Here is a 24,739-nt window from a genome sequence, read left to right on the forward strand (position 1 = left end):
GGCTCCTTATCGCTTCGCCTGCCAGATCCGCTGCTGATAATCGCGGATCGAACGGTCGGAACTGAACATCCCTACGCGGGACGTGTTGAGGATAGTTTTGCGCGTCCATTCATCCTGATCGCGATACAGCGCGTCCACTTTCTGCTGTGCCGCACAGTAATCCGCAAAGTCGGCCAGCACCAGATACGGGTCGCCGCCGCCCAGCAAGCTGTCGAGCATCAGACTGAACGCCTGCTTGTCACCATTGCTGAAGAAGCCGTTTTCCAGTTCTTTGAGAATTTTATCCAGGTGCTTGTCTTTCTTGCGAATTTTAAGCGGATCGTACCCCTCCGCCTGCAAAGCTTTGACCTGATCGACGGTATGACCAAAGATGAAGATATTGTCTTCACCCACCTCTTCGGCAATCTCAACGTTCGCACCGTCGAGGGTGCCGACGGTCAGCGCACCGTTCAGTGCCAGTTTCATGTTGCCGGTACCAGATGCTTCTTTGCCCGCTGTTGAGATCTGCTCGGATACATCGGCTGCCGGGATCATCAGTTCAGCCACGGATACGCGGTAATCCGGGATAAATACCACTTTGATGCGGTCACGCACCAGCGGATCGTTATTCACTTTTTCCGCCACCTTATTGATGGCGTAGATAATATTTTTCGCCAGGTAATAACCCGGTGCCGCTTTCGCGCCGAACAGGAAGACACGCGGCACCAGGTCCATTTCCGGGTTATCACGCAACTGGCGGTACAGCGACAAAATGTGCAGCAGGTTAAGGTGCTGGCGTTTGTACTCATGCAGGCGTTTGATCTGTACATCGAAAATGGCATCAGGGTTGAGCGTCAGTCCCATTGTCTGTTGCACGTAATGCGCCAGTTTGATTTTGTTCTCACGCTTAATGGCCTGATAACGCTGACGGAACTTTTTGTTGTCGGCAAAACCTTCCAGCCCTTTCAGCGCGTCGAGGTCATTCACCCATTCCGTTTTCAGGGTGTCATCAATCAGCGATGACAGCGCAGGGTTACACTGTTTCAGCCAGCGGCGCGGTGTGATGCCGTTGGTCACGTTATGGAATTTATTCGGCCACAGCAGGTGGTATTCCGGGAACAGATCTTTGACCACCAGTTCGGAATGCAACGCTGCCACGCCGTTCACCGCAAAACCACTGACCACGCACAGATTCGCCATCCGCACTTGTTTGTCCTGATGAACTGACAGTTTTTCCCATACGGCTTTGTCACCCGGCCACTGTTTTTCGACCACCTTTTTAAAGCGGGCATTGATGGCTTTGATCAACGAGAAATGGCGGGGAAGCAGGCTGCGCACCAGTTTTTCATCCCAGCATTCCAGCGCTTCCGGCATCAGTGTGTGGTTGGTGTACGCGAATGTCTGACGGGTGATCGCCCAGGCCGCATCCCAGTCAAGCTGATGTTCGTCGAGCAAAATACGCAGCAGCTCAGGAATGGCAATGGTCGGGTGCGTATCATTGAGCTGGATGACTTCGAATTTCGGTAAATCCTCAATTTTCCGGCCAAGGAAATGATGGCGGCGCAGGATATCGGCCACCGAGCAGGCGCACTGGAAATATTGCTGCATCAGGCGCAGGCGTTTACCGGCGTCATGATTGTCATTCGGATAAAGCACTTTGGTGAGTTTGGCCGCATCAATGCCTTTTTGCTCGGCTTTAAGAAATTCACCGTCATTGAACAACGTCAGATCGAACGGATGTACGTCAGTGGCCTGCCACAGGCGCAGCGGTTGGGTGACACCATTTTTGTAACCGACCACCGGCAGATCCCAGGCTTCCCCCCGCAGGGTAAACGCGGGCTGCCAGCGTTGAACGCCCTTTTCGTTTTTCGTCAGTTTGCCGCCGAACGCGACATCTACAGACAGCGAGCTATTGTGGCTGAACCACGGATAGCTTTCGCGATGCCAGCTGTCCGGCGCTTCCTGTTGCTTACCTTCGCTGAACGACTGGCGGAAAAGACCATACTGATAGTTCAGACCATAGCCGGTCGCGGGTTGCCCGACGGTTGCCATAGAATCGAGGAAACAGGCAGCCAGACGGCCTAACCCGCCATTGCCGAGTGCCGGATCGGTTTCCTGCTCCAGCACATCGGCCAGTTCAACCCCCTGCTCTTTCAGCGCCTGACTGACCGTGTCATACCAGCCGAGATTGATCAGATTGTTTGCGGTCAGGCGCCCGATCAGGAACTCCATCGAGATATAGTTAACGTGGCGCTGAGGCTGTTTTGTCGCTTTTGCCGCAGGCTGCGCACTCAATTGTTCAGATAATGCGGCACTGGTAGCCTGCCACCACTGATGCGGTGTCATATCCTGTGCCTGTTGCAAACCGAACCCTTGCCACTGGCGTTTCAGCGCGGCTAAAAATTGCGTCTTATCTAAAGTCACCTGCATTTCATGCCTCTTTATCGGGGAATTTGTAGGGAAAGCCTGATGTTGATTATCACTATGCTGACGTGTGTATCGGTCAGCGGCATCATCCCGGTAAAGATTAGGCAGGGAGGAGAAACGGGGCGTAGCCGGAGGAGACGGAGGTTCAGGGCAAACGCCTGAAAATTTGTATTAAGAAGTGTGATGCAGAGCAACTTAACGGCATGTAAAAACGTAACATTCTTGCAATCAATGTTTCAAAGGAGGACTTTAGAAAAAGTGATTAATTACACGCTGTGAAATAAATAACACCCCTCTGTCCCTTTCTGTCAAAAGAATCGAAAAAAATGCTGATCCCTTCAAAATTAAGCCGCCCGGTGCGGCAGCAAAATACAGTAGTTCGGGAACGTCTGCTGACGAAGCTCTCGACTGCGCCGAATTATCGTCTGACCCTGGTCGCCAGTCCGGCGGGCTATGGGAAAACGACGCTGGTGGCGCACTGGGCAGCAGGCAAAAGCGATCTGGGCTGGTATTCTCTTGATGAAAGCGACAATCAGCCGGAGCGCTTTGCCTGCTATCTGATTGCTGCTGTGCAGCAGGCCTGCGGCGGACATTGCGTCAAAAGCGAAGCGCTGAGTCTGAAGCATCAGTACGCCAGTCTGCCGGCGCTGTTTGCCCAGCTTTTTGTGGAACTTTCCGACTGGCACAGCCCGTTGCTGCTGGTCATCGATGATTATCATCTGATTTCCAATGATGCCATTCATGAAGGGATGCGTTTTTTCCTGCGCCATCAGCCGGAAAATCTTTCACTGGTGGTGCTTTCACGCACCCTGCCGCCGCTGGGCATCGCCAATATGCGTGTACGCGAGCAACTGCTGGAGCTCAACGCTTCGCATCTGGCCTTTACGCATCCGGAAACACAGCAATTTTTCGATAACCGGCTGAAAGACCCGATTGAGCAGGCGGACAGTAGCCGGTTATGTGACGAAGTCGCAGGATGGGCCACCGCGTTGCAACTGATTGCCCTATCGGCACGGCAGTCTTCGCACTCTTCCCAGCATTCGACCCAGCAGTCCGCACGTAAGCTGGCCGGGTTGAATGCCAGCCATCTTTCTGAATATCTGGTGGATGAAGTTCTGAATCGCGTTGATGCACCGACGCGTGATTTTCTCCTGCGCTGCTCGCTGTTGCGCTCGATGAACGATGCGCTGATTGTGCGCCTGACCGGCAGTGAAAATGGTCAGCAACGTCTGGAGGAGCTGGAGCGCCAGGGGTTATTCATTAATCGCATGGATGACAGCGGCGAATGGTTTAACTTCCACCCGCTGTTTGCCACCTTCCTGCGGCAGCGCTGTCAGTGGGAACTGGCGTCTGAGCTGCCCGCTATTCATCGCGCTGCCGCCGAAGGCTGGCTGGCACAAGGTTTCCCTGCCGAAGCGATTCATCATGCGCTGGGTGCCGAAGACACTCATCTGCTGCGCGATATTCTGCTGCAACACGCCTGGGCGCTGTTTAATCAAAGCGAACTGGCGTTGCTGGAAGAATGTCTGGCCGCCCTGCCTTACGACCGGCTGATTCAGAATCCTAAGCTGGTGCTGTTACAGGCATGGCTGGCACAAAGCCAGCACCGTTATGCTGAAGTCGACGTGCTGCTGGCTCGCGCTGAAAACGAAATGAAACAGCGTAATATTGTGATGGAACAGGCGCAGGCAGCCGAGTTTGATGCGCTGCGTGCACAGGTGGCCATCAACGACGGACGACAGGATGAAGCGGAAAAACTGGCCGCTGAGGCCCTGCGTTATCTGCCTTATGAAAGCTATTACAGCCGCATTGTGGCGACATCCGTCACCGGTGAAATCCAGCACTGCAAAGGGGATCTCACCCGCGCACTGCCGCTGATGCAACAGACCGAACAAATCGCACGCCGTTACGAAGCCTATCACTACGCTTTATGGGCGCTGCTGCAACAGAGTGAGATCCTGATTGCTCAGGGTTTTTTGCAGGCCGCGTTTGAGATGCAGGATCGCGCTTTTGAACTGGTACGCGAACAGCATCTGGAACAATTGCCGATGCACGAATTTTTACTGCGTTTACGTTCACAACTTTTGTGGTCGTGGTCGCGGCTCGATGATGCGGAAGAAGCCGCGCGTGAAGGGCTTAATGTGCTGACCAACTTCCAGCCACAGCAGCAGTTGCAATGTCTGGCGATGCTGGCGAAATGTTCGCTGGCACGCGGCCAGCTCGACAATGCCCATCACCATTTGCAGCGCTGTGAAGCGTTGCTGAAAACGGGTCAGTATCACATCGACTGGCTGACCAATACCGATAAGCCACGTGTGATTTACTGGCAGATGATTGGCGATAAAAACGCGGCACGTCAGTGGCTGCAACAGGCGCGTAAACCGGATATGGCGGATAACCATTTTCAGCAAGGTCAGTGGCGCAACATCGCCCGTGTACAAATTTTGCTGGAAAAGTTTGATGAAGCAGAAGTGGTGCTGGATGAACTGAATCTGAATGCCCGGCAGCTGCGCCTGACCAGCGATCTCAACCGCAATTTACTGCTGAGTAACTTACTTTACTGGCAAACCGGGCGCAGAAGTGACGCCCAAAAGGTATTGATCGAAGCGCTGTCACTGGCGAACCGCACCGGTTTTATCAGCCATTTCGTCATTGAAGGGGAAATGATGGCGCAACAACTGCGCCAGCTGATCCAGCTTAATCTGTTGCCGGAGCTGGAACAGCGTCGCGCCCAACAGATTTTGCGCGAAATTAACCAGCATCACCGCCATAAGTTTGCCCATTTCGACGAAGGCTTTGTGAACAAACTACTGACCCATCCGCAGGTGCCGGAACTTATCCGCACCAGCCCGCTGACTCAGCGCGAATGGCAGGTTCTGGGGCTGATTTACTCCGGCTACAGTAATGACCAGATTGCCGGTGAGCTGGATGTAGCCTCGACGACGATCAAAACGCATATCCGTAATCTCTACCAGAAACTGGGCGTCGCACACCGGCAGGAAGCGGTACAGCAGGCTCAGCATCTGTTACAAGTCATGGGCTACGGCGCGTAATTATCCCGTCGGCAGACATCGCGATTTAGCCGCTTTCATAACACATCATCAAAATAAGTTGATGTGTTATGCCTATTTTTCATTAGCGCACATTTTTTACTCAAAAATAAAATCCGGTGATATAATGTGACCGTCGTCACATAATTGTAATTCACCATTTCTTCAGTAAAGCCCATTGCCCGCCTGTTGTAGCAGTCCTCCGGCTGTTTTTTGGCTTCGTGCAAGCGGCTGTAGTGAGTAAGGATTTTATCGATGGGTACATTAACTGCCGGGATTTTAATGATGCGCTGGGAATTGCTGAGCGCCTTTTTGATGTTCTGCACCAGCCAGCTTAATATTGTTTGTCGCCAGTCCAGCCGCAATACCATGGCATTCGTTTGCAGCGGTATCGGTCTGACCGTGACCTGTTTTTTTGTCATGAGCCTGATGGGCATGAGCTACAACGCCGTTGCCATCGCGCAGTTCTGGGCAAACACCAAAGACGTTTTCTTTGATGTCATGAGTAAAACCCCGACCGATATGTCTTACTACTATTAGTCTGATGTCCTTAGCGGATATTCCTGAATATTAAAGGGCAGAGCCGTATGTGCTGCCCTTTTGTATTATCCACGCGCTTCCCCCGCCAGACTTTTGATGCTTATTTGTTCAGCCAGATGTCATGTAATCCTAAATATAAAAATTTGCGTGATGCATCAAAGGTCTTTTTGTATCTATCATTCTGATTACCTGTAAATTGCGGGATGTCCCGAAAGGTAAAAAGATATTGTGTTGGCGTCTAAACTATTCATTGCTAATAGTTGAACGGACGTATTAGATTCTCACTCTATACTTTTCTTAGAATGATCATTGCTTTGTTTGCTTCAGGCTGCTGAATTTTCTCTGATTTAGCTCCCCTGTTTATGGCTGAAGGAATTCCGATGAATACGCATCACATGCTTGGCGCGTTAGTGTTACTGGTAAGTTCTGCTTCTTCTCTCGCCGTTGAAACAACGGGCATACCTCAGGATCAGGTGAAAGAACGCAACGCGTTCATTGCTGACCTGATGAAAAAAATGACCCTTGATGAAAAAATCGGTCAGCTGAATCTGGTCACTGTGGGGCCTGAGTACCAAAAAGAAGCGATTATGGCTGACATCCGCGCCGGTAAAGTCGGTGGCGTGTTTAATACTGTAACGAAACCTGATATTCGCCGTATGCAGGATCAGGTGCAGTACAGCCGCCTGAAAATCCCACCGTTTTATGCCTATGATGTGGTGCATGGTCAGCGCACCATTTTTCCTATCAGCCTCGGTCTGGCGGCGAGTTGGGACATGCAGGCAGTTGCCACCAGCGCACGCATTTCGGCACTGGAAACGGCAGCCGATGGCCTGAACATGACGTTCTCACCGATGGTCGATATTACCCGTGATCCGCGCTGGGGGCGTGTCTCAGAAGGTTTCGGCGAAGATACCTATCTGACCTCGCGCCTCGCGCATGAAATGGTTACCGGTTATCAGGGCAAAGATCCGTCTGCTCCTGATGCCGTCATGGCAAACGTCAAGCACTATGCGTTGTACGGTGCTGTCGAAGGCGGTCGTGAATACAACACCGTCGATATGAGCCTGACCCGCATGTTCAATGATTACATGCCGCCGTATAAAGCGGCAGTGGATGCCGGTGCCGGCGGTGTAATGGTGGCGCTCAACAGCGTTAACGGCATTCCCGCCACCTCGAATACCTGGTTACTGAAAGATATTCTGCGCGACGACTGGCAGTTCAGGGGCCTGACCGTCAGTGATCACGGGGCTATTGGCGGGCTGGTCAAACACGGCGTGGCCGAAGATGATCGTCAGGCTGCCGCGATGGCGCTGAAAGCCGGTGTCGATATGGACATGGCCGACAATATGTACGGTAAATACCTGAAAGGCTTACTCGCCGACGGTCTGGTCAGCCAAAAAGATATTGATCGCGCCGTTCGCGATGTTCTGGCCGCAAAATGGGATATGGGGCTGTTTGTCGATGAATATCGTCATTTAGGCCCGCAGTCGAGCGACCCGGCGGACACCAATGCCGAGAGCCGTCTGCATCGCCAGGAGGCACGCGAAGTGGCGCGAACGTCGCTGGTACTGCTGAAAAATAACAATCAAACGTTGCCGTTACAGAAAAAAGGCACGATTGCCGTCGTTGGCGCCCTGGCTGACAGCAAACGTGACGTAATGGGCAGCTGGTCTGCAGCCGGTAAAGCGGCGCAGGCTGTGACGGTATTGCAAGGCATGAAAGATGTACTCGGCGATAAAGGCACCATCCTGTATGCCCGGGGAGCCAACGTCACTAACGATCAGGCTATGGTCGATTTTCTGAACTCTTACGAGAAACAGGTAATCAACGATCCGCGCAAACCGCAGGATATGATTGACGAAGCGGTGAAAACGGCCGAAAAAGCTGACGTTGTGGTCGCCGTCGTCGGTGAAGCACAAGGCATGGCACACGAAGCGTCCAGTCGTTCAGATATCAACATTCCTCAAAGCCAGCGGGACCTGCTCAAGGCATTGAAAGCCACCGGTAAGCCGCTGGTTATCGTGTTAATGAATGGCCGCCCTCTGACCCTGACGTGGGAAAACGAAATTTCTGACGCTATGCTGGAAACCTGGTTCAGCGGCACCGAAGGGGGACATGCGATTGCCGACGTTCTGTTTGGTGATTACAATCCGTCAGGCAAACTGCCGATGACCTTCCCGCGCTCTGTCGGGCAAATTCCTTTGTATAACAGCGTGCTCAATACCGGCCGTCCGTTTAATCCGCAACATCCGGATAAATACACCACCCGTTATTTTGATATCACCAACGGCCCGCTGTTCCCGTTCGGTTATGGTCTGAGCTACACCCGTTTCAGTGTGTCTGACGTGAGTTTGTCGTCCACGACGATGGATGCCAGCCACCCGCTGACGGCCAGCGTGACGGTGAAAAACACCGGTAAAGTCAGTGGTGCCACTATCGTTCAGATGTACCTGCAGGATGTGACGGCGTCGATCAGCCGTCCGGTTAAGGAGTTGAAAAACTTTGAGAAAATCAACCTGCAGCCGGGTGAAGAAAAAACCGTTACATTTGCGATCAACGAAAAAGATTTACGTTTCTACAACGACAAGTTGAAATGGGCTTCAGAGCCAGGAAAATTCAATGTATTTGTGGGGTTAGATTCGCAGGATGTGAAAAAAACCAGTTTCCTGCTGAAATAACTTTCCGGGCCTGTAACCGGGCCCGGAACACAATCGCAAAGCTTCCTCTTTCAGGCGGTAGTCCGGCAACGGAGGCCGCCTGTTCTGAGCAGTAATATCTGTCCGGTTACTGGATATATAACCGACAGTTGCTAACCTTTAATTCAATGTGTTACGCCATTCCGCGCCTATCCGTTTTTTATGGCGTGTTGCGGGTGAGCTGAACAGAGTAAGCTCCGTCTGTGCTGACTGTCGCCTGTCGCCACACTGGCGGCGTATAGCGTTCTTTGCGGAGAAACATTCATGGCCGACTCTCAAGATGCTTCCCTTCTGTACCTGCATTTTGGTACACCACGCCCTTATTGGCGACTGGGTTCAGACAGCAATGCCCTTGAGTTATCTGCAGAGAAAGGCGTCGTCAATATTACTATCCCCCTGACACAATGGCAGGCCGGGAAAATAAGGCAACTGACCGGAATCACCTCAAGTTTTACGCTGGATATCACCCTGTTCGGATCACCTGTATGTCTGTATCTTGTCGGGCGCAAAACCGACAGCAAAGCCTGGGCCGGTACGGCCTCCGCCTATCAGGACACCGCGTCTGTCGCCCATGATCTTGAAGTCGGTCTGACCTTTGCTGAACAGGTGGTTTCCGAAGCCAATTCCGTGATTGTCATTATCGATCAGGAAGGCAAAGTCCACCGTTTTAACCGTCTGAGTGAGGAATATACCGGCCTGCGCGAAGAAGATGTTATCGGGCGAAGCGCCTATGACTTATTCATGTCCATGGAAGAAGGTCTGGCTTCACGCCAGAACATCACGGGTTTTTTCCAGCATCAGCAGTCTTACGAAGTGGAACGCTGGATCAACACCGTCAAGGGCCAGCGCCTGTTCCTGTTTCGTAATAAATTCGTCCACAGCGGCAGCGGTAAACAACAAAAATATTTGATTTGCTCCGGCTCTGACATCACAGACGAACGTAAGGCGCAGGAGCGTTTACGCGTGCTGGCAAACACCGATCTGGTCACCGGTTTCGCTAACCGTAATGCCTTGCAGGAATCCCTTGCCAGAGCACTTCTCGATCGTGGTGAAAACAAAGTCGGGTTGATTTATCTGGATCTGGATAACTTCAAAAAAGTTAACGATGCCTACGGACATATGTTTGGTGATCATCTGCTGCGGGCTGTCTCTGACGCCATTCAGGATTGCCTGTCGCCCAACGATAAACTGGCGCGACTCGGTGGCGATGAATTTATTATTCTCAGCACCCATGCTGAGATAAAAATGCTGGAAGCACTGAGTCAGCGGGTGCTGCGCAGGCTCAGTTTGCCGTTCCGTATTGGACTGATTGAAGTGTACACCGCCTGTTCAGCCGGTATTGCGATTTGCCCGGAACACGGTACTGACGGCGACACACTGTTACAAAACGCCGATACCGCCATGTACGCGGCCAAGGAAAAAGGCAAAAATGTACACTGTGTATTCTCATCAGGCATGAATGAAAAAGCCTCTGAATACATGTGGTTAGATACACACTTACGCAAAGCCCTGTCTGAGAAAGACCAGCTGGTTTTATACTATCAGCCAAAAGTGTCGCTTTACGGCAACGTGCAAAGCGTGGAAGCGCTGCTGCGCTGGAATTCTCCGGAACGCGGCCTGATCCAGCCTCAGAGCTTTATTTCCTATGCCGAAGAATCGGGGCTCATCACGCCAATCGGTAAATGGGTGATTGAAACGGCAACCCGTCAGGCCACTGAATGGCAGAAAAAAGGGCTAAATTTGCGTGTGGCGGTAAACCTTTCCGGACGCCAGCTCAACAACGGTTCATTCATCACCACATTGTCGGATGCCATGAAAAATGCAGGTATGAAAGGCTGTCTGCTGGATTTCGAACTGACAGAAAGCTGCCTGGTGGAAGACGAAAGTGCAGCAGTCGCCATGATTAACCAATTGCATAAACTGGGCGCGCAGGTGCATCTGGATGATTTCGGCACCGGCTATTCTTCACTGTCACAACTGGCGAGGATCCCCCTTGACTGCATCAAACTGGATCAAAGCTTTATCCGTGGCATCAATGACAATACGGTGTCTCAGGCACTGGTGCGGGCGATTGTGGCGGTGGCAAAAACGCTGCAACTGACGGTGGTCGCGGAGGGGGTGGAAACGGCGGAAGAAGAAAAGTTGATTGACGAAATCGGTGTGGACAGCAAACAGGGCTTTTTGTACGCCAAGCCAATGCCCGCGAATGAGCTGGAGCACTGGCTTGAGGAAAAAACAGGTGCTTCACCCCATATTTTTAAACATAAAGCAAAACAGAAATAGCGCCAGTGACGGGCTGTCTCTGTTGCTAGCCGGTTTTACGCAATGATGCCGTATGCCGGTTTTGCAGCATGACCAGACGCTCCATATAACTCAGATCTTTCTCCTCCAGAGTAAATGCGGCATCCACCCAATCCTCTGTAATATCCATCAGTTCTGAACGTGATAATTGCAATACACGCTGGCGTGCGCGGATCATCGCCCGGATACCGTTGAGCTTTGGCCGCAAAACATCCATAAATGTACGCGTGGCGTTGAAGGCTTCCCCCGGCTGGAATAACACATCCACCAGTCCGCGGCTTTCAAACCATTCGGCAGTATGCGACTCGCCGGTGGAAATCAGTTCCTCCGCCAGCTTCATCCCCGCCTTACGTGACACCAGTGAGTAACCGCCCATTCCCGGGAAAAGGTTAAACGCGATCTCGGGGAACCCCATCCGGGCCGTATTCTGCGCCAGCACATAATGGTGCGCCAGCGCGGCTTCAAAGCCACCGCCAAGGGCTGTACCTTCGATCATCGACAAACTGATCGCTCCCACGTCAAATCCGCGCGCAGCAGCATGTACGCAGTCCACACAGGATCTGGCGTAAGCACGTAACGTCTCGCGTTTGTTATTGACGATGGATTCCACAAAGAAACTCAGATCACCTCCCACATTGTACATATTGGGCACCAAAGAGCCGGTAACCCAAAAATCAAAACGCAGCCCCGACGCTTTTGCGGCATAAGTCAGCGTCATGATGTCTTCAATGAGTTCATGATTAAAACAGGGGCGTGGATAAGACCTGAGCATCATCCACATGACATTACGACCTTCTTCATAATAGGCTGCAATCTGGGACAAATGCCCGGCTTCGGTGAACGGGCGGCAGGCTGTATGGTCAATAAGATTCATAATATATATCCAGGTTAGAAATGAATTTTAGGGTGAAGCAGCTCCAGCCTAGTCCAGCTCTAACCCGAACTGAATCGATTCGATATCGTTTTATAAAAATAATCCTAACACGCACAAATCCCTAAAAAAATGTTAAAAATAAATGACCTGCAATAAGACGCATACTGTGTAAAAACAAAGAAATAACTATTTCACCTGTCATGTTTTGCTGTTTTCCGCCCTCAAAAATTATCGCTGCTCATGAATAAACGGCGATAAATAATAGGCATCATCGTTAATTCATTCCCAGCAGATTGCGCACAGTGATACATATCACAGTCATTACACACTGACTTTCCAATTACTCTGCCAGCAGCTAAATTGAATTCATCTCATCCGACCACTTAAGAGAATTCCATGACTGAACGCGCTTCGCTGTTTTATCCGCACCTGCTGGCGCCGCTGGATTTAGGTTTTACCCGACTTAAAAACCGTGTGCTGATGGGTTCAATGCATACCGGGCTGGAAGAACGGGAAGACGGGCCTGAACGTCTGGCGGCCTTTTATGCCGAACGCGCCGCCGCTGGTGTCGGGCTGATTGTCACCGGCGGCATCTCCCCTAACGCAGAAGGCGTGGTGTATCAGGGCGGCTCCGTTCTCGCCGAACAGGAACACATCACGCATCACCGTATAGTGACTGACGCGGTTCATGCTGCTGGCGGTAAAATTGCGCTACAGATCCTTCACGCGGGCCGCTACAGCTATCAGCCACACCCCGTTGCCCCCTCAGCCCTTCAGGCACCGATCAACCGTTTTACGCCGCATGCGCTGAGTGAAGAGGAAATCGAATCCACGCTGGCGGATTTCGCCCGCTGCGCACGGCTGGCGAAAGAATCGGGTTATGACGGTGTGGAAATCATGGGGTCAGAAGGCTATCTGATTAATCAGTTTCTCGCCGCGCGCACCAACCAGCGCACAGACCGCTGGGGCGGTTCTGCTGATAACCGCATGCGGTTTGCCACCGAAGCCGTGCGCCGCGTACGTGAAACCTGCGGCCGGGAATTCATCATTATTTATCGCTTATCCATGCTGGACCTGGTCGAAGAAGGCTCGGACTGGCAGGAAGTCGAAATACTGGCTCAGCGTATCGAACAGGCGGGCGCAAGCATCATCAATACCGGCATCGGCTGGCATGAAGCGCGTATTCCGACCATTGCCACCCTGGTGCCACGCGCGGCGTTCAGCTGGGTGACGCAAAAACTGATGGGCAAAGTCGGGATCCCGCTGATCACCACCAACCGCATTAATGACCCGGAAGTGGCGGAGAAAATCCTCGCCGAAGGCTGTGCGGAAATGGTCTCGATGGCGCGTCCGTTCCTCGCCGATCCGGCGTTTGTCGAAAAAGCTGCGCAGGGACGGGCTGATGAAATCAATACCTGCATCGGCTGCAATCAGGCCTGTCTGGATCAGATCTTCGCCGGGGAAGTCACCTCGTGTCTGGTGAACCCGCGCGCCTGTCGGGAAACGCTGTTACCGGTCAGCCGTGCCACAGTCCTCAGACGTCTGGCCGTGGTAGGCTCCGGACCCGCCGGCCTGGCCTTTGCCACCACCGCCGCCAGCCGCGGGCATCACGTCACATTATTTGAGGCACACAATGAAATCGGCGGGCAGTTTAATATCGCCAAACAGATCCCCGGTAAAGAAGAGTTTTATCAGACGCTGCGTTATTACGCGCGGCAACTGACATTATTAGGCGTGACATTGCGTCTGGGCGAAACCGTGGATGCCAGCCAGCTAACAGACTATGACGACGTGATCCTCGCTTGTGGTATTTCGCCGCGCCTGCCGGATATTGCGGGCATCGATCACCCGAGCGTACTGACTTATCTCGACGTCTTGCGGGATAAAAAACCGGTCGGGCAGCGTGTCGCGATTATTGGTGCCGGTGGCATTGGTTTTGATACCGCCGCATATCTGATCCACCACGGCTCGTCGTCGAGTCTCAGCACCCAGGCTTTCAGCCAGGAATGGGGAATCGACCAGAGCCTGACGCATCGCGGCGGCCTGGCACCGCAGGGGCCACAGCCGGAACCCGCCGCGCGGGATATCGTTTTGCTGCAACGCAAAACCACTAAGGTCGGTGCGGGCCTGGGGAAAACCACCGGCTGGATCCACCGCGCCAGTCTGTTGCAACGCGGCGTGAAAATGCAAAGTGGGGTCAGTTATGAACGCATTGACGATGCGGGTTTGCATCTGATGATGAACGGTGAACCGGTGTGTCTGGAAGTGGATAACATTATTATCTGCGCCGGGCAGGAACCCCAGCGCGCGTTGTATCAGCCATTGCAGGAGGCCGGTCAAACTGTACATCTGATTGGTGGCGCAGACGTGGCCGTCGAACTCGATGCCCGCCGTGCTATCGATCAGGGTACCCGGCTGGCACTGAAAATTTAGTAGTAAAATTTATGTTTTGTTATATATTTTTCATTACCCCCAATAATTGGGGGTTAATTGGGGGGATATAGTTTTGGGCTAATCACTTAATTACTGTTTCCCATTTCATGGATGACACATATAAACAATCTGCGCTGAACAGCATAACCGCTGGTAATACCTATATTCATGGCAAATCGTCACCCTCTATATTTCATCCGGGGAAGACAAGGATGCCATCAATTTTATTCACCAGTTGAATGATTGTATTTATCAAAGGATATAGAACATGCCTTCCGACCTCACTCTACATACGCAACAACACTTATGCTCTACTGATACACCCATTTCGGTTGAAAATATTAATCTTCAGGGAAATATTTTAGAGGTCCCTCGTGATATAACACTCATCCAGAATATATGTTTTGGTTCTTCACCTCATGTCAATATGTCCTCTCTTTCTCGTCATGGTACAGGCAGAACGCTTGAAAGGATACAGAGTTCATTTTCCAGTCAGTATCATCTGAGGCAATTTGATATCAGTATTGACACCCCAAATTATTCACATCATGGAAGTTCAAACAAGACAATCATACAAAGTGCGTTACAATCAGGTTTCATTTCCCAGGAACATGAGAAAAATAACACCGTAATTAAATTTCACCTCCCGGCCCAGACAGGTAATTTCCGCACGGAACTTGCCCATCATAATAAATTAGGCATGCATGTAGATTCATCTTATAGCTTTAAAATGAAAGTGGGACAGGCCGCCAACGATGTGATTTTCTTTCAGGTCCGCGAACCTGGCGGCCTCATGAAGACCATGGGGAAAGATCGCCCTCCCATATCCCTTCATTTGATCGAGGGTAAAAAGATAAAGATCGTCGTAAATTCTATCTATGGACAACAAACAAACAAGATGATCGCTACTCTGGCCTGTCCTGATGCCTGGAACCAATTTCAAATAAAAATAACGTGGGATAAAAGAAAGCCTTTTATTGAACTATTGATCAATGGGAAAAATATGTTTTCAACTTCCTGCGCATTTGGTTCCCCTACATCTGAAAAACATTATTCTAAGTTTGGAGTTTACATCCCTAATCAGAAAAAAGTCGAGGGCATAAAATCAACATCTATATATTTTGACAACGTCCGTGAGGTTCATCGTAAATATATTCCCAGCCAGACAGGAAAACACAGACATCATTATTAAGTTATTACGAACAGTGTAGTCTCTGAGCCGCCCGCCGGAACCATGTCGGAGCCGGCGGGCGCATGTCAGTGATGCGACGCCGTTTTCACAGAACGCAAAATCACGAATTTCTGATTGGTGGCGATCGTCGTGCAGTTACCGAACAGACGACGTAACTTCTGGTAGTAATCCAGATGGCGGTTGCCGACGATACGCAGTTCGCCGCCGGTTTGCAGGCAACGCTTGGCATCGCAGAACATGCGCCAGGCGGTGTCATCGCTGATGACCGTGCCCTGATGGAACGGCGGGTTACACAGCACGGCGTGCAGCGTTTCACGTTCGACACCGGCCAGCATGTTATTTACTTCGAAATGGCAGCGGCTGACATCCTGCGGCAGGTTGTTTTCGACATTAATACGGCTCGATTCCACCGCCATATAGGATTCATCGACGAACAGCATTTCCGCATCGGGATTCAGCGCCAGTGCGGTCATGCCGATCACGCCGTTACCACACCCTAGGTCCGCCATGCGCCCCTGGATGCCTTCCGGCAGATGCTGCATGAAGAAACGCGCGCCAATATCCAGACCGCCGCGTGAGAACACGTTGGCATGGTTGGAAATACGGAACTCGCTGTCATCCAGCGCCCATTCAGAAATCACCGGCTCAGCGGTTTGCGCAGGCAAAGTGGCTTCACAATGGATCAGACGGGCTTTTTTCCACGCCAGACTGGTTTTGGTAGGACCGAGAATTTTCTCGAACAACTGCAACGTTGACGTATGAATGTCGCGGGCTTTCGCGCCGGCGATAATCTGCGTGCCCGGCGTCACGACTTCACGCAGCGCCAGCAATTGTTGTTCCAGCAGTGCCAGGGTTTTTGGCACTTTGATGACGACCAGACCCGGGTTGATCGGCAACGGCACCAGACTACTTTGCGTTGCCACACTGTCTTCGTCAAAACCGTTAATGCGCAGATTATGGCGCATCGCCAGCTGGCTCATAAAGGAATCGTTGATACTGGTCGGATTGTGCGGCTGCAATGCGCAGGCCAGAGTGCCAAAAGCATCGTTGAAAATTAGCAGCGGACGGCCGTTGAGCGCATCAGTATTCAGGTTTTGCAGCAAATATTCATCGGCCGCTTCCCATGCCTGTAACTGCGTTGCCGCTTCTTCCAGCGGATAACGTTCCAGACGCAGTTGCAGTAACTGACCACCGGTTTCGGTTTCAAATTGGCTCATTGGCCCTCCTCATATTCAATTTGCGCTGTTTATCCCTTAATTTGGTCTATCAGTAAAACGTTTTTTCAGTTAAAAAGGGGTTTAATGGCCGGATGCGTGTGATCGTTGCAAAAACAACGCTGGCCGGTACGGCAACTTTTCCCCCGGTAATAAGAGATAAAGCAAACAGTTATGCCTGAATTGACCTATCTTCAAGGCTATCCGGAGTCGCTTCAGGCTCAGGTGCGTCAGTTAATCGACCAGGAACGTTTAGGTAAAGTCTTGCTGACGCGATATCCGGAACCGCACGAGCTGACCACCGACAAATCGCTCTATCAGTATACGCTGGACCTGAAAAACCAGTTTTTGCGCAGTTCATCGCCGTTAAGCAAAGTGGCTTACGACAATAAAATTCATGTGATGAAGCACGCACTGGGGCTGCATACCGCGATATCCCGTATTCAGGGCGGCAAGCTGAAAGCCAAAGCGGAAATCCGTGTAGCGACAGTGTTTAAAAGCGCGCCGGAAGCATTTCTGAAAATGATCGTGGTGCATGAACTCGCGCACCTGAAAGAAAAAGAACACAACAAAGCGTTCTACAGCCTGTGCTGTCATATGACGCCTGACTATCATCAGTTAGAGTTCGACACGCGCATGTACCTGACGCATCTGGAAGTTTTCGGTAAGTTATACACCTAAATGAGATCTCAACTTATCTATACGGAATATATATGATTCGTTTTGCGGTTGTTGGTACCAACTGGATCACCCAGCGTTTTATTGATGCCGCACACGAGAGCGGTAAGATGAAGTTAACCGCGATTTATTCCCGCACGCTGGAAGGCGCTAAAAAGCTTGGCGAGGATTATCCGGTTGAGCATTATTTTGATTCCCTTGAAGAAATGGCAGTATCCGATCTGATTGATGCGGTGTATATCGCCAGTCCGAATTCCCTGCACTACCCGCAGTCTCTGTTGTTCCTCAGCCACAAAAAGCATGTGATTTGCGAAAAGCCGCTGGCGTCCAATCTGCGCGAAGCCGAAAGCCTGATCGCCTGTGCGAAAGAGAACAACGTGGTGCTGTTCGAAGCCTTTAAAACTGCCTATCTGCCCAACTTTCTGCATATGAAAGGTGCGCTGAACCGTATCGGTAAACTGCGTAAAGCCATTCTGAATTACTGCCAGTATTCCTCACGTTATCCGCGTTATCTGGCCGGTGAAAACCCGAATACCTTTAACCCGGCGTTTTCCAATGGCTCGATCATGGATATCGGTTATTACTGTCTGGCGAGTGCCATTTCATTGTTTGGCGAACCGGAATCGGTGAAAGCCACGGCGACCTTGCTGGAAAGCGGCGTTGATGGTCAGGGAACGGTCATCCTGTCATATGCTGATGATTTCGAAGTGGTGATCCACCATTCCAAAATCAGCGATTCCCATTTGCCGAGTGAGATCCAGGGCGAAGACGGTACGTTGCAGATGGAAAAACTGTCTGAATGCCAGACGCTCAGCCTGACGCCACGCGGCAGCCAGAAGCTGGATCTGACCCAACCGCAGCACATCAACACCATGTTGTATGAGGCAGAAACGTTTGCGATTCTGGTCGACAGCCAGTTTGTCGCGCATCCGGGGCTGGAAGTCTCGCGTATCACCGCCAAAGTGCTGACGGAAATCCGCCGTCAGACCGGCGTGGTGTTCCCGGCCGATACCCAGCCTTAATGTTCAGTCATAATCGGGAGTAACAGATGATTGCACCCAGTCAGAAACCTCTGCTGATTTTGCAGACCGGCCACGCGCCGGAACCTATCCGACGTGCGCACGATAACTTTCCGCAGATGTTTATCCGTCAGGGCGATATTGACGCACAGCAGGTTGTGATTGTGGACTTACAGGCAGGTGAACGTCCGCTGCCGCCGGAAAACTATTGCGGGGCGATCATTACCGGTTCACGCAGCATGGTGACCGAGCATCTGGCATGGAGCGAAGAAGCGGCGGATTGGGTACGGCTGGGGATGTTGCAGGAATTACCGATGTTCGGTGCCTGCTACGGCCATCAGCTGATGGCATACGCGCTGGGCGGCGAGGTGGATTACCATCCGCAAGGCATTGAAGTCGGTACCCATGAGGTGACGCTGACGCCGGACGGGCATCTTGATCCGCTGGTATCGCAGCTTCCGGCGCAGTTCGCCGCAAATCTTATCCACCTGCAAACCGTCATAACCCCGCCCGCGACGGCGAAGGTGCTGGCAAAAACGCTGCACGATCCGCATCAGATCCTGCGCTATGGCCCGAACGCCATCAGCACGCAGTTTCACCCTGAATTCAGTCTGGCGGTCATGAAGACATATTTGTCCTGGCTGGGTTCCATTGCCGAAGATGATCATGTCGATTTTGCGCATCAGGCTCAGCAACTTAGCGAAACACCGCTCAGCCGCAGCCTGCTGCTTTCCTTTGTCGGCGCACTCGGTAAACGTCAGGCACTGGCGGGTTAATAGTCTAAAATGTTTCTGAATATTTGACATCTGACACATTTTGCATTAATTTGCGAACTGCAAAGGGGAGTAACTTCTTCGCCGGATAATCGTCATTACGGTGCCTGGATCCGCGCTTAAGCGCCATCTCAGCCACCCGGTTACCGGGACAACCCACTAATTAATGTTTACCCGAATAATTCGAGTTGCAGGTAGGCGGTAAGCGAACGAATCCCGATGAGCTGACACAGGTCAGTGATTCGGGTGAGCGAACGCAGCCAACAACCCTGCGGCTCGAAGGATGAAGGGGAAACGGGTTGTAAGTGAGACCTTGCCGGAAGGCGAGGTTGCTCACAGCTCAAAAAATGAGCGGCTAACGTCTTCTGACGCTGGCCGTTTTTTTTTGATGTTTTTTCGAGGATGACGCAATGATGAACTCCGTAGGCAACCCGATGTTGTGGGGCTCTTTTGCCGTGGTAGTGATAATTATGCTCGCTTTCGACCTGCTGTTACAGGGTCGCAAAGGCGCGCAAACCATGAGTATGAAAAGCGCCGCGCTGTGGTCGCTGGTGTGGATAGGCCTGTCGTTGCTGTTCAATTTCGGCTTCTGGTGGTACCTCAACGGCGAGTTTGGTCGCGAGGTGGCCGACGCCAAGGCCACGATGTTCCTGACCGGCTACCTGCTGGAAAAAGCGCTGGCGGTAGATAACGTCTTCGTCTGGCTGATCCTGTTCAGCTACTTCTCCATTCCGGCCAACCTGCAACGCCGCGTACTGGTGTACGGTGTGCTCGGCGCTATCGTCCTGCGTACCGGCATGATTTTCGCCGGAAGCTGGCTGGTGGGTCAGTTCAGCTGGATTTTGTACGTGTTTGGCGCGTTCCTGCTGTTCACCGGGATCAAGATGGCGCTGGCGAAAGAAGACGACGGTGAGGTTGGTGAGAAACCGATGATCCGCTGGCTGCGCAGCAAAATGCGCATGACCGACGAGTTGCAGGGTGAGAAATTCTTCGTGCGCCGTAACGGTATTCTGTTCGCCACCCCGCTGTTGCTGGTGCTGATCATGGTCGAACTGAGCGACGTCATTTTCGCGGTCGACAGCATCCCGGCGATTTTCGCGGTGACCACCGACCCGTTCATCGTGCTGACCTCTAACCTGTTCGCGATCCTCGGTCTGCGTGCGATGTACTTCCTGCTGGCAGGCGTGGCAGAACGTTTCTCGATGCTGAAATACGGTCTGGCGGTGATCCTGATTTTCATCGGTATCAAAATGCTGCTGCTCGACGTGTTCCACATTCCGGTGGGTATTTCACTGGGCGTGATCGCCTCGATTCTGATCATCACCCTGCTGATTAACACCTGGGTGAACCGTCGTAACGATCGCAAGAACAATGCACAGTCGTAAAATTTCAAACTGATTAATGCAAAGCGCGGCCGCTTCACCGGTCGCGCTTTTTAGCATTCAGGATAGAATTTTAAAGATTACTGCCAGCCGTAACGGCGCACGAACCAGCCTTTCACGCACTGAGTCAGCACCATGTAGCCTGCCAGAATCGCGATCAGCCAAGGGAAGTAGCTCAGCGGCAGTGCCTGCAATTGCAGGAATCCGGCCACCGGTGAGTAGATCAGTGCAATACCCGTGATCACCACCATCAGCGTCATGATGCACAGCGGCCAGGACGCACGGCTCTGAATGAACGGCACTTTACGTGTACGGATCATATGTACGATCAGCGTCTGCGACAGCAATCCTTCAATGAACCAGCCGGACTGGAACAACGTCTGCGCTTCAACAGTATTGGCTTTAAACACCCACCACATCAGGCTGAAGGTCAGGATATCGAATACGGAACTGATCGGCCCGAAGAACACCATAAAACGGCCGATATCTCCGGCATTCCAGCGCTGCGGTTTCGCCAGTTGTTCTTCATCGACGTTATCAAACGGGATCGCCACCTGAGACACATCGTAAATCAGGTTCTGAATGAGCAGATGCAGCGGCAGCATCGGCAGGAACGGCAGGAAGGCGCTGGCGACTAACACGCTGAATACGTTACCGAAGTTGGAACTGGCGGTCATTTTAATGTATTTCAACATGTTGGCGAACGTTCTGCGCCCTTCCGTCACGCCCTGCTCCAGCACCATCAGGCTTTTTTCCAGCAAAATGATATCAGCCGCCTCTTTGGCGATATCCACCGCCGAATCCACGGAAATACCGATATCCGCCGCACGCAGCGCCGGAGCATCGTTAATGCCGTCGCCCATAAATCCGACCACATGCCCTTCATCGCGCAGAACGCGCACAATGCGTTCTTTGTGCATTGGCGTCAGTTTGGCAAACACCGTGGTTTCCCGGGCCACATGCAGAAGCTGCACATCATCAAGCGCGTCAATGTCACTGCCGATGACCACTTTATCAGCCTGTAATCCGACATCCTTGCAAACTTTACGCGCCACCAGCGGATTATCGCCGGTGAGGATTTTCACCGTCACGCCTTTGCGTTGCAGTGCGTCCAGCGCGGGCGCGGTGCTCTCTTTTGGCGGATCGAGGAATGCGATGTAACCGGCCAGAATCAGGCTGGACTCATCGGTCACGCCATAGCCCTGCGTACGCGATGGCATCACTTTATGCGCCACCGCCACCACGCGCAGGCCCTGCTGATTGAGATCGTCAGTGATACGGCGGATGCGCGCCAGCAACACATCGGTCAGCGGCACAATCTCACCGTTGAGCTGCACCAGCGTACAAATCGACAGCATTTCTTCCAGTGCGCCTTTGCAGATCAGGCGATGATTCTGGTCATTTTCTGCGACGACAACAGACATCCGCCGGCGATCGAAATCGAACGGGATCTCATCCACTTTCAGTGAACTATGCCCCGGATGCGGATCGCCCGCATCCAGCACCGCCACATCCAGCAAGTTTTTCAAACCGGTCTGGTAATGGCTGTTCAGCCATGCCAGATGCAGTACCTCGTCACTGGTCACGCCGAGCACGTCAGTGTGGCGCTCGAGCACGATTTTATCCTGCGTCAGCGTGCCGGTTTTATCGGTGCAAAGGATATCCATAGCACCGAAGTTCTGGATCGCATCCAGGCGTTTGACGATCACTTTCTGGCGTGACAGTTTTACCGCGCCTTTCGCCAGCGTTGATGTGACAATCATCGGCAGCATTTCCGGCGTCAGCCCGACCGCCACCGAGAGCGCAAACAGTGCGGCTTCCCACCAGTCACCTTTGGTGTAGCCGTTGATCAGCAGCACTACTGGCGTCATCACCATCATAAAGCGGATCAGCAGCCAGCTGACTTTGCTAATCCCCGCCTGAAATGCGTTCGGTTGTGTATCTTCCTGCACCACGCGTTCGGCAAGCTGACCGAACCAGGTTTTGCCGCCGGTGGCGATCACCATCGCAATCGCTGTGCCACTCACCACGTTGGTGCCCATAAAGCACAGGGTGCTCAGTTCAAGCGGATCAGAGGCAATCGGTTTTTTCTCACAGGCATGTTTTTCCACCGGCAGGGATTCCCCGGTGAGCGCCGCCTGGCTGATAAACAAATCCTTAGCAGACAGAATACGCAGATCAGCCGGGATCATATCGCCCGCAGAAAGCTTGATCAGATCCCCCGGCACCAGCTGGCTGATCGGGATCTCCACCGTTTCGTGCCGTCCGGTTTGCGCGTCACTGCGCAGCACGGTCGCGGTGTTGCTGACCATTGCTTTCAGCGCATCGGCGGCTTTATTGGAACGCGCTTCCTGGATGAAATGCATGAAAGTAGAAATAAACACCATCGCACCAATCACCAGCGCTGCCGTTAAATCGTCGGTGGCGTAAGATACCAGACCGAGTACGGTCAGCAGCAGGTTGAATGGATTGCGGTAGCAATGCCACAGATGCAGCCACCACGGCGACGGTTGCTGATCGCCGGTCTGATTCAGGCCGGAAACTTCGCGGATCGCATCGGCTTCGTGCGCAGTCAGCCCTTCCGGATGGCTGGCAAATTGCAGATACAACTGGTCTTCGGTAGCGCGGGCACAGGCCTGACAATGCGCAGACATAGCAGCAGGGATCGCCTGCGCCGCGCGGACAGACACGTTTTCCAGCATCGGATCGCGGCGGACTAAACGGCGCGGTAAATTACGGCTGAGCGCAGTGAACAGCCGGGAAGTGAAATTTTTGAACATCATTCGCACCTTTGTTGCGCCCACGGCGAAGCCGCCATGAGCATGGCAAAAGGGTTATTAAAAACAGGGCGAACGAAAAAACGTGCGCCACTGCCTGCCAGGTAAAGTCACGGCAAGCAGCAGCAAAAATGCGGGTGCTTACCGGATCACAACGGACCTACAGAATTGGGGTCAGGTTCCATGGGTTTTCACCTCCGGTAAGGAACGGTTTGGAAATTCATACGCATCGGGTATAAAAATCCGTTAGGGTAACGTCACGGGATGACGCGCACATCATCTCCGGCGAGCGCAGTATACGCCGGTTAACTACAACCAAATTTAAACCTGACCTTTATTCACCTTAAAACATGACCCAGCAAAATCGCCTGACCATTAATGATATTGCCCGCCTGAGCGGCGTCGGAAAATCCACGGTTTCCCGCGTTTTAAATAACGAAGGCAACGTCAGCCCGCAAACCCGTGAACGCGTATTACAGGTGATTGAGCAACAGCACTTCAGCCCGTCGAAATCAGCGCGGGCAATGCGCGGCTTCAGCGATAAAATTGTGGCAATCATCGTGTCGCGCCTCGATTCTCCTTCGGAAAACCTGGCAGTACGTGCCATGTTGCCGCTGTTTTATCAGCAGGGATTCGACCCGATTGTGCTGGAAAGTCAGTTCAGCGCAGAGCGCGTTAAAGAGCATTTGCAGGTACTGAAACAGCGCAATATCGACGGCGTGGTGCTGTTTGGTTTTACCGGACTTTCAGCACAAATGCTGATGCCATGGCAGGACAAAATGGTGATGCTGGCGCGCGAAGTACCGGGGCTGTCTTCGGTGTGTTATGACGATGCGGGCGCGGTGCAGCTGCTGATGCAAAAGTTGCTGGCGCAAAACATCCGGAAGATTGGCTTTATCGGTGTTTCGCCACAAGACACCACCACCGGTCAGCGTCGCAGCGCGGCCTTCCGGGCTTTCTGTAAAGAGCACGGCCTGACACCGCACATTGCACTGGGCGCACTGACTTATCAGAGCGGCTTCGATCTGATCTCCCAGTTGCTGGAAAATGACATTCAGGCAGTGGTATGCGCGTCCGACACCATCGCTATCGGCGCACAAAAATACCTGCAACAACAGCAAATCCGTGGCGTACAGGTGTGCGGGATAGGTAACAACCCTTTGCTGCATTTCCTCTTCCCTGAATCGTATTCCGTGGAACTCGGCTATGGCGCGGGCGGTGAAGCGGCGGCAAAACAATTGCTGGCGCAGCTCAGCGATGGCGCACATGTGCGGCAGCTGATTATCCCCGGAAAGCTCGCTTTCTGATCCGACGTTATACAGAAACTTTGTGATCGTCCCGGCAAAACCGGGAACGTTCCCAGACAAATTCCCACCGCCTTCGCTATGCTTGAACCGTACCCTA

The 24,739-nt window shown here is 52.5% G+C and carries 15 protein-coding genes; 11 read left to right on the plus strand and 4 right to left on the minus strand.

Going from position 1 to position 24,739, the window contains the following annotated elements; genetic code table 11:
- Positions 1–6 precede the first annotated feature (6 nt).
- Complete coding sequence (malP, locus tag EVX52_RS15410; protein ID WP_129954433.1) at positions 7–2,409, minus strand: maltodextrin phosphorylase; 2,403 nt, start codon at positions 2,407–2,409, stop codon at positions 7–9.
- A 323-nt stretch (positions 2,410–2,732) separates the two neighbouring features.
- Between malP and malT the strand changes: the two genes are divergently transcribed.
- The 4 genes from malT (at position 2,733) to pdeR (ending at position 10,975) form a co-directional block, all read left to right on the plus strand.
- On the plus strand, positions 2,733–5,459 hold the full coding sequence (malT, locus tag EVX52_RS15415; protein WP_129954431.1) for an HTH-type transcriptional regulator MalT: 2,727 nt from the start codon (positions 2,733–2,735) through the stop codon (positions 5,457–5,459).
- Between the two features lie 252 nt (positions 5,460–5,711).
- The gene (locus EVX52_RS15420; protein ID WP_129954429.1) at positions 5,712–5,996 is read left to right on the plus strand and encodes a YjcB family protein; all 285 of its coding nucleotides are present in this window, start codon (positions 5,712–5,714) and stop codon (positions 5,994–5,996) included.
- Positions 5,997–6,376: 380 nt separating this feature from the next.
- Positions 6,377–8,674 carry a beta-glucosidase BglX gene (gene bglX, locus EVX52_RS15425; RefSeq protein ID WP_129954427.1) on the plus strand — a complete coding sequence of 766 codons (2,298 nt, stop codon included), beginning with the start codon at positions 6,377–6,379 and terminating at the stop codon, positions 8,672–8,674.
- 282 nt (positions 8,675–8,956) lie between these two features.
- Positions 8,957–10,975 carry a cyclic di-GMP phosphodiesterase gene (gene pdeR / locus EVX52_RS15430; RefSeq protein ID WP_129991620.1) on the plus strand — a complete coding sequence of 673 codons (2,019 nt, stop codon included), beginning with the start codon at positions 8,957–8,959 and terminating at the stop codon, positions 10,973–10,975.
- 25 nt (positions 10,976–11,000) lie between these two features.
- On the opposite strand, the gene EVX52_RS15435 is transcribed toward pdeR, so the two are convergent.
- The gene (locus EVX52_RS15435; RefSeq protein ID WP_129954423.1) at positions 11,001–11,867 is read right to left on the minus strand and encodes a crotonase/enoyl-CoA hydratase family protein; all 867 of its coding nucleotides are present in this window, start codon (positions 11,865–11,867) and stop codon (positions 11,001–11,003) included.
- A gap of 396 nt (positions 11,868–12,263) precedes the next feature.
- Between EVX52_RS15435 and EVX52_RS15440 the strand changes: the two genes are divergently transcribed.
- Both EVX52_RS15440 and EVX52_RS15445 read left to right on the plus strand, forming a co-directional pair.
- Positions 12,264–14,300 (plus strand): NADPH-dependent 2,4-dienoyl-CoA reductase, encoded by a 2,037-nt coding sequence (locus EVX52_RS15440; protein ID WP_129991621.1) that lies wholly within the window; start codon positions 12,264–12,266, stop codon positions 14,298–14,300.
- Between the two features lie 268 nt (positions 14,301–14,568).
- On the plus strand, positions 14,569–15,492 hold the full coding sequence (locus EVX52_RS15445; protein WP_129991622.1) for a heparin lyase I family protein: 924 nt from the start codon (positions 14,569–14,571) through the stop codon (positions 15,490–15,492).
- Positions 15,493–15,557: 65 nt separating this feature from the next.
- Here EVX52_RS15445 and rlmG read toward each other — a convergent pair whose 3' ends face one another.
- Positions 15,558–16,709 carry a 23S rRNA (guanine(1835)-N(2))-methyltransferase RlmG gene (rlmG, locus tag EVX52_RS15450; RefSeq protein WP_129954415.1) on the minus strand — a complete coding sequence of 384 codons (1,152 nt, stop codon included), beginning with the start codon at positions 16,707–16,709 and terminating at the stop codon, positions 15,558–15,560.
- A gap of 171 nt (positions 16,710–16,880) precedes the next feature.
- On the opposite strand from rlmG, the gene EVX52_RS15455 reads away from it, so the two are divergent.
- The 4 genes from EVX52_RS15455 (at position 16,881) to EVX52_RS15470 (ending at position 20,561) form a co-directional block, all read left to right on the plus strand.
- Positions 16,881–17,387, plus strand: coding sequence for a M48 family metallopeptidase (locus tag EVX52_RS15455; protein WP_129954413.1), 507 nt, complete (start codon positions 16,881–16,883; stop codon positions 17,385–17,387).
- A 32-nt stretch (positions 17,388–17,419) separates the two neighbouring features.
- Positions 17,420–18,406, plus strand: coding sequence for a Gfo/Idh/MocA family protein (locus EVX52_RS15460; protein ID WP_129991623.1), 987 nt, complete (start codon positions 17,420–17,422; stop codon positions 18,404–18,406).
- A 26-nt stretch (positions 18,407–18,432) separates the two neighbouring features.
- Positions 18,433–19,179, plus strand: coding sequence for a glutamine amidotransferase (locus EVX52_RS15465; protein WP_129991624.1), 747 nt, complete (start codon positions 18,433–18,435; stop codon positions 19,177–19,179).
- A 407-nt stretch (positions 19,180–19,586) separates the two neighbouring features.
- On the plus strand, positions 19,587–20,561 hold the full coding sequence (locus EVX52_RS15470; protein WP_276320340.1) for a TerC family protein: 975 nt from the start codon (positions 19,587–19,589) through the stop codon (positions 20,559–20,561).
- A gap of 77 nt (positions 20,562–20,638) precedes the next feature.
- Here EVX52_RS15470 and mgtA read toward each other — a convergent pair whose 3' ends face one another.
- A complete protein-coding gene (gene mgtA / locus EVX52_RS15475) occupies positions 20,639–23,341 on the minus strand; it encodes a magnesium-translocating P-type ATPase (protein ID WP_129954407.1) in 2,703 nt (900 codons plus the stop codon).
- 344 nt (positions 23,342–23,685) lie between these two features.
- Between mgtA and treR the strand changes: the two genes are divergently transcribed.
- A complete protein-coding gene (gene treR, locus EVX52_RS15480) occupies positions 23,686–24,642 on the plus strand; it encodes a trehalose operon repressor TreR (RefSeq protein ID WP_129991625.1) in 957 nt (318 codons plus the stop codon).
- Positions 24,643–24,739: the final 97 nt, after the last annotated feature.

Origin of the sequence: Rahnella sp. CFA14(1/10), assembly GCF_004195095.1 — a bacterium.
GTDB classification, from domain to species: Bacteria; Pseudomonadota; Gammaproteobacteria; order Enterobacterales; family Enterobacteriaceae; genus Rahnella; species Rahnella perminowiae.

Coding starts and splice junctions, on each gene's coding strand:
- malP (WP_129954433.1), bottom strand. CDS start 2,409: ATGCAGGTGACTTTAGATAAGACGCAATTTTTAGCCGCGCTGAAACGC.
- malT (WP_129954431.1), top strand. CDS start 2,733: ATGCTGATCCCTTCAAAATTAAGCCGCCCGGTGCGGCAGCAAAATACA.
- EVX52_RS15420 (WP_129954429.1), top strand. CDS start 5,712: ATGGGTACATTAACTGCCGGGATTTTAATGATGCGCTGGGAATTGCTG.
- bglX (WP_129954427.1), top strand. CDS start 6,377: ATGAATACGCATCACATGCTTGGCGCGTTAGTGTTACTGGTAAGTTCT.
- pdeR (WP_129991620.1), top strand. CDS start 8,957: ATGGCCGACTCTCAAGATGCTTCCCTTCTGTACCTGCATTTTGGTACA.
- EVX52_RS15435 (WP_129954423.1), bottom strand. CDS start 11,867: ATGAATCTTATTGACCATACAGCCTGCCGCCCGTTCACCGAAGCCGGG.
- EVX52_RS15440 (WP_129991621.1), top strand. CDS start 12,264: ATGACTGAACGCGCTTCGCTGTTTTATCCGCACCTGCTGGCGCCGCTG.
- EVX52_RS15445 (WP_129991622.1), top strand. CDS start 14,569: ATGCCTTCCGACCTCACTCTACATACGCAACAACACTTATGCTCTACT.
- rlmG (WP_129954415.1), bottom strand. CDS start 16,709: ATGAGCCAATTTGAAACCGAAACCGGTGGTCAGTTACTGCAACTGCGT.
- EVX52_RS15455 (WP_129954413.1), top strand. CDS start 16,881: ATGCCTGAATTGACCTATCTTCAAGGCTATCCGGAGTCGCTTCAGGCT.
- EVX52_RS15460 (WP_129991623.1), top strand. CDS start 17,420: ATGATTCGTTTTGCGGTTGTTGGTACCAACTGGATCACCCAGCGTTTT.
- EVX52_RS15465 (WP_129991624.1), top strand. CDS start 18,433: ATGATTGCACCCAGTCAGAAACCTCTGCTGATTTTGCAGACCGGCCAC.
- EVX52_RS15470 (WP_276320340.1), top strand. CDS start 19,587: ATGATGAACTCCGTAGGCAACCCGATGTTGTGGGGCTCTTTTGCCGTG.
- mgtA (WP_129954407.1), bottom strand. CDS start 23,341: ATGATGTTCAAAAATTTCACTTCCCGGCTGTTCACTGCGCTCAGCCGT.
- treR (WP_129991625.1), top strand. CDS start 23,686: ATGACCCAGCAAAATCGCCTGACCATTAATGATATTGCCCGCCTGAGC.